The organism is Arthrobacter sp. Hiyo1 (assembly GCF_001263615.2).
GTDB lineage: Bacteria > Actinomycetota > Actinomycetes > Actinomycetales > Micrococcaceae > Arthrobacter.
Map to the genome: position 1 here is coordinate 124,143 of NZ_DF952478.1, position 5,060 is coordinate 129,202.

Sequence of the window (5,060 nt, forward strand, 5' to 3'; positions counted from 1 at the left end):
CTGCCTCCGGCGCGCGGTGTTCGGGGCCTCACGGCCCCGACGGGTGATACCTGGAGAGCACAGAGGAAGTAAGGCCATCGGCTGTCTGATCGACAGTCGGTGGCCTTCTTCGTCTCAGTGGACAGCTCTTTCATGGACTCTTTCAAGTCCTATCAGATACGCATTGCCCCATCGTATCCGAGTGGGGAGAATGGGTATTCATCGCCTTTCGCATCACCTATCGGGGTCATGCGACACGTCATTCAGTCTCTACTCACTCCGATCCAGAAAGCGCGTACCATGCCTCTCCTGCTCGACGACATCGATCTCACCACGGTTCAGGCCTCGACCAAGACCGTGGACCCCAAGTTCTTCTCCTCGAAGCTCACCGGCAACGGCAAGCACAAGACCGGGCTGCTCCACAGCGAGCTGCGCCCCGCCGACAAGGCCGGCAACACCGCCTACAGCGCTCTGGCAATCGACCACATCACGAAGAAGGCCAGCACGACCCAGCACGGCATCACTGTCGTGTCCCTGCCGTTTGCGCCGCTGTTGCGCAGCGCGCTGACCGAGGCCGGCGGCTCGTTCACGATCGCGACCCCGCAGGCTGGCGACCGCTGCGTCATCGAGACCGGCTCGAACGACTGGGACGTGTTCTTCGACATGACACCGCAGGGCGCGAAGTCTTCGAGGACGCCAACGGCAAGTCCAGCACCGGCGGCACCGCCATCTCCCGTGACTTCATCGTCCAGTACCGGATGGAGCTGTTCTTCGTGAAGAAGGGCACCGCGGAGCCGGTGCGTGTGCCGATCGTCTCGGCCACGACGGGTCCCCGCAACCACGACGCGGCCGTATTTCTCAATTGGGACACCGACCCATGGGCCATGCTCACGCCTACATCGTCGAGGTGCTCCGCGCCGCGGGCCTGACGCACCAGAACCCTGATGCCCTGGCCGACTGGCTGACGAACGGCTTCAACGTCCACGATCGCATCGCCTGGCAGGCCGAGATCTGGGACTCCGAGGGCATCGCCGATGAGGTGAACGCCTACATCGACGGCCTTCCGTCGAACCCGGCGGACCAGCAGCTCAACGCGCTTGCGCTGCAGCTGCGGTACCTGGAGACGTACAACGTCCCGCTCGAGGCCTACCGCTCGATCCACAAGAAGATCGAGGGGGTGTTCTCCGAGGGCATCGCGGCGGCGCTCTCCAAGCAGAACCTGAATCTGCTGATGAGCCACACCCTCTCGCACCTCGAGAACATGAAGCCCCAGCTCAACACGCCGGCCCAGCCGTCGACGCCTCCGGCGCTGCGTCCGGAGCTCTCGCACCAGCAGCTCTCCGGCGTCACCACGCATGAGCCTCTGGTGATGATGCAGGCCGGTGCCGGCACTGGCAAGAGCTCGGTGATCCTGGAACGCATCAAGTACCTCGAGGCCTGCGGCGTGCCGGCCTCGGACGTCACCGTCCTGTCGTTCACCAACGCGGCGGCCGACAACATCACGGCGAAGAATCCGAACGTCGGATCGATGACCATCGCCCGGATGATCAACGACATCTACAAGCTGAACCACCCGACGCACGAGCTGTCGAGCATCGACACGATCATCAACTCGATCGACATCTTCTACCCGACGGACAACTTCGCTGCTGGGCTCCGCATGCGCCTGGTGGAGGTCGCCCAGAACAAGACGGGCGCGTTCACCTCGCTGAACACCTACATCGAGAACCACTTCGACGAGATGATGTCACTGCTCGACACGATCAAGCAGACGTCCCTCGAGCTGGAGATCATCATCGCCTACCAGCGGATCGACTCGATGCAGGAGCCGGCCCACGTGCAGAGCAAGTACCTGATCATCGACGAGGTGCAGGACAACTCGATCTTCGAGTTCATCTACGTGCTGAAGTACATCACCAAGCACGCACAGTCCCTGTTCATCGTCGGCGACGCCAGCCAGACCCTGTACGAGTTCCGCTCGGCGAACCCGCGCGCGCTCAACACACTGGAGGGCTCGGGGGTCTTCTCGACCTTCAAGCTCACGACGAACTACCGGTCGAACCAGGAGATCCTGGACTTCGCCAACGTCGTGCTCGGCGACCTGGAGACCAACCAGATCGCCGGTATCCAGCTGCAGGCGAACTCGCTCGCCGTGCCGACGGCGAAGACCTTCCAGGAGAAGGTCACGCTCGACTACCGCGCGGTGCCCAAGCTGCGCGGATTCGTCAGCGAGGAGCTGTCGGGCATCGTGATGCACACGATCTCCCGGTACGTCGACGACTGCCTGGCCCGCGGTGAGCAGGTCTGCTTCCTGGCGTACTCCCGCATGGAGGTCGCGATCATCCAGCAGGCGCTTCAGCAGAAGTACCCGCAGCGGCACATCGCCTCGCTCGTGAGTGAGAAGGTCTTCTCGACCGACATCTTCTCGAAGTACATCAAGAACTTCTGGAACGATGTCCTCCAGGTCCAGCCCGCCAACGCCGCCTTCGTGGTGGTCCAGGGCATCAAGGACAACCTGGACAAGCTCACGCGCAACGCCGGAAACAAGAAGGTCGAGCAGGCCGTGCTCCGCATGGTCTCCAAGTGGTGGACCGAGAACGCTCCGGCTATCCGTGGCTGGGAGCAGCTCTGCATGCAGGGCTCGCTGTCCTACAAGGAGTTCTTCGAGCGTCTGCGGGACAACCTGCTCTCGTTCGAGATCCGCCACAATGCGGTACGGCAGAGCCTGACCAACCAGGCGAACCGTGAGCGCAAGGAGAAGAACGCCGAGTCGGGTGCCGATCTGCTCGTCTCGACCATCCACGGTGCCAAGGGCATGGAATTCGACAACGTCGTGATCCTGCACAAGGAGGACACCAAGATGTCGCAGGCATCGCGACGCGAGTTCTACGTCGCCTTCACCCGCGCCAAGAAGACGGAGTACATCCTCTCCTACGGCACGGTGAAGAACCCGCCGATCGAGTCGAGCTATGAGCAGATCGTCAACCTGCTCACCAAGCGCGACATCCAGAACGCCGCGCGCGCCGCCGGTGTCGACCCCGATCTTCTCGACGAGGAGACCGAGGACACCCTCAAGAAGGACGCGGCGGCGCTCGTCACCGCCTGATCGGCGCTGCCTCACCAACACAGGGCCACCGGGGATTCCCGGTGGCCCTGTGTTGGTGCCCTTCACACTTTTGGCTCTCATCCTCCGAAAGCAATACCTCGTAAAAGCGAAGAGCCTCGCTCGCTCGAGGTCACTTCCATAGTGCTGCGCCGCCCGGCAAAGCAGTCGATCGACTTCTGACCATGAAGCCGAATCGGCCCCGCCGCCTGGTGTATCCAAGCGGCGGGGCCGGCCTCTGTCTCAGGGCTATCGGGAGTCAGTCGGAACTGCGACTCATTCCCATTCAACTCGTATTCCAATAGGATCAACGTATGACCACTCCGAATAGCACCCCCGACAACACCACGCCGCTCGACGTCACCGTCATTCCCTACGAGCAGCTCAAACCGCACCTCGGCAAGATCATCACGCGCTTCCGCAGCGGGGAAGGCGAGCCTGTGTTCTTCGGCGTCGATGACGTGACCGCGGAGGCCGCGATCATCCCGTTCTCGGACTGGCTGCGCCTCGCCGCCCATGACGCCGAGAACGAAGAGCAGTTCCAGGCGGAGGTCGCCCGCCGGGTCAGAGAATCCGACGCTCGTCGCGCGGCCGGCGAATCCGAGCCCACGATGTCGCTGGACGAGTTCACCACAAGCCTTCGTGAGACCTGGAGCAAGGAGCAGCGCGGGAAGGATCGCGATGAGTAGCCGGCGCTTCAAGCTGCGGCCAGATCCCGGGTTCCGGCAGGACATGCAGTCCCTGTTCGACGCGGCGATGGTCAACCCCCGGGGCCGCGAGGCCCGGCTGTACAACGTGACGATCGCCAAGCTCGCCGCCGTCCAGAGCGGTACCTACCAAGGGACGAAGCACCTCTCGTTCATGCCGAGCTATGCCGATCTCTCCGATTGCTCGGAAGCCTATGTCGGCATTGACCCGAATGCGAAGCCGTCGCATCGCCTCATCTGGCGGACCCTTGCTCCTGAAGAGCCAGGCGGCCTTCCGATCCTGGAGCCCATCGTGCTCGGTGAGCGGGCGAACGGCAGAGCCTTCCACATCGCCGGACAGCGTCTTGGCCGCCCTCGCGGGGTCTCGCTCCAGGAGCTGGACTCCACCCCGGAGCCACTCGCCGACAAGTCGCATCTGCAGCGGGCACCGCGTTCGGAGCGTTCCGTTCCGCCCGTCAACGCCGCACGTCGCGCTGCACAGGCAAGGGCCAGGCAGAGCAATGTTCGACGGACGCAGAGCTACACGCCGTCGATCCCGATCGACTACGGCGACAAGGCAGGCAGCCCCGAATACGGCGACTGACACAGCCACGGCAGGCAGAGCCTGCCCGGGAGCGGCGGCGGATCCAATACGGATTCCGCCGCCGCTCTCTGTTTGGCCCATCTCTTCCTGACCCCACACGCGAAACGAGTCCGAGCATGACCACCACAGCAAGCCCGAAGCCCGAGAACCCGTACGCCTCGGCGTACCGCGGCTTCGTCGAGCAGACCGGAGACCACCGCCTCGTCGTACTGCATGACGACGGGCTGTACAAGCACCTGCGCGTCCAGGCCCCCGGCACCCGCATGTGGAGCTGGGACGTCACCACCTGGCCGGGCCACCTCGCGACTTCCGGCGACATCGCCGACGGCCTCGTCTTCACGCGCGAGCCCGACATGATCGGCTTCTTCACCAGCGCCGGCCGCGGTGACGACCACTACTACTCCGACGGAGCGCCGAGCATCGACGTGCGCTACTGGGCCGAGAAGCTCTGCGGTGGACGCTCGCTCGAGGTGAAGAAGTACGACGCTGACCGCTTTCTGCAGCTGGTGCGCGAGCACCTCGAAGAGAGTGAAGTCCTCGGCAACGAGGTTCAGGCCTTCCGCGAGAAGCAGCTCGCGCTCGTGAAGAAGATCCACGAGCTGCGCGGCCTCGACGACGACGCGATGCAGAAGCACTTCGAGGCGCACTGGGCGGCTCAGGCCCGTGCACGGCACACCGCCGCGAGCTC

5 protein-coding genes are annotated in these 5,060 nt (G+C 63.8%); all 5 read left to right on the forward strand.

Going from position 1 to position 5,060, the window contains the following annotated elements; genetic code table 11:
• Positions 1-279: 279 nt before the first annotated feature.
• Positions 280-756, forward strand: coding sequence for a hypothetical protein (locus tag AHiyo1_RS25845; RefSeq protein ID WP_059390148.1), 477 nt, complete (start codon positions 280-282; stop codon positions 754-756).
• A 100-nt stretch (positions 757-856) separates the two neighbouring features.
• A complete protein-coding gene (locus tag AHiyo1_RS23005) occupies positions 857-3,085 on the forward strand; it encodes a UvrD-helicase domain-containing protein (protein WP_059390149.1) in 2,229 nt (742 codons plus the stop codon).
• Positions 3,086-3,396: 311 nt separating this feature from the next.
• Positions 3,397-3,771, forward strand: coding sequence for a hypothetical protein (locus AHiyo1_RS23010; protein ID WP_059390150.1), 375 nt, complete (start codon positions 3,397-3,399; stop codon positions 3,769-3,771).
• On the forward strand, positions 3,764-4,372 hold the full coding sequence (locus tag AHiyo1_RS23015) for a hypothetical protein (RefSeq protein WP_059390151.1): 609 nt from the start codon (positions 3,764-3,766) through the stop codon (positions 4,370-4,372). The genes AHiyo1_RS23010 and AHiyo1_RS23015 overlap by 8 nt, the downstream gene beginning before the upstream one ends.
• A gap of 116 nt (positions 4,373-4,488) precedes the next feature.
• Positions 4,489-5,060, forward strand: a 572-nt coding sequence (locus AHiyo1_RS25205) for a hypothetical protein (RefSeq protein WP_216363313.1), incomplete at its 3' end; no start/stop codon positions are given.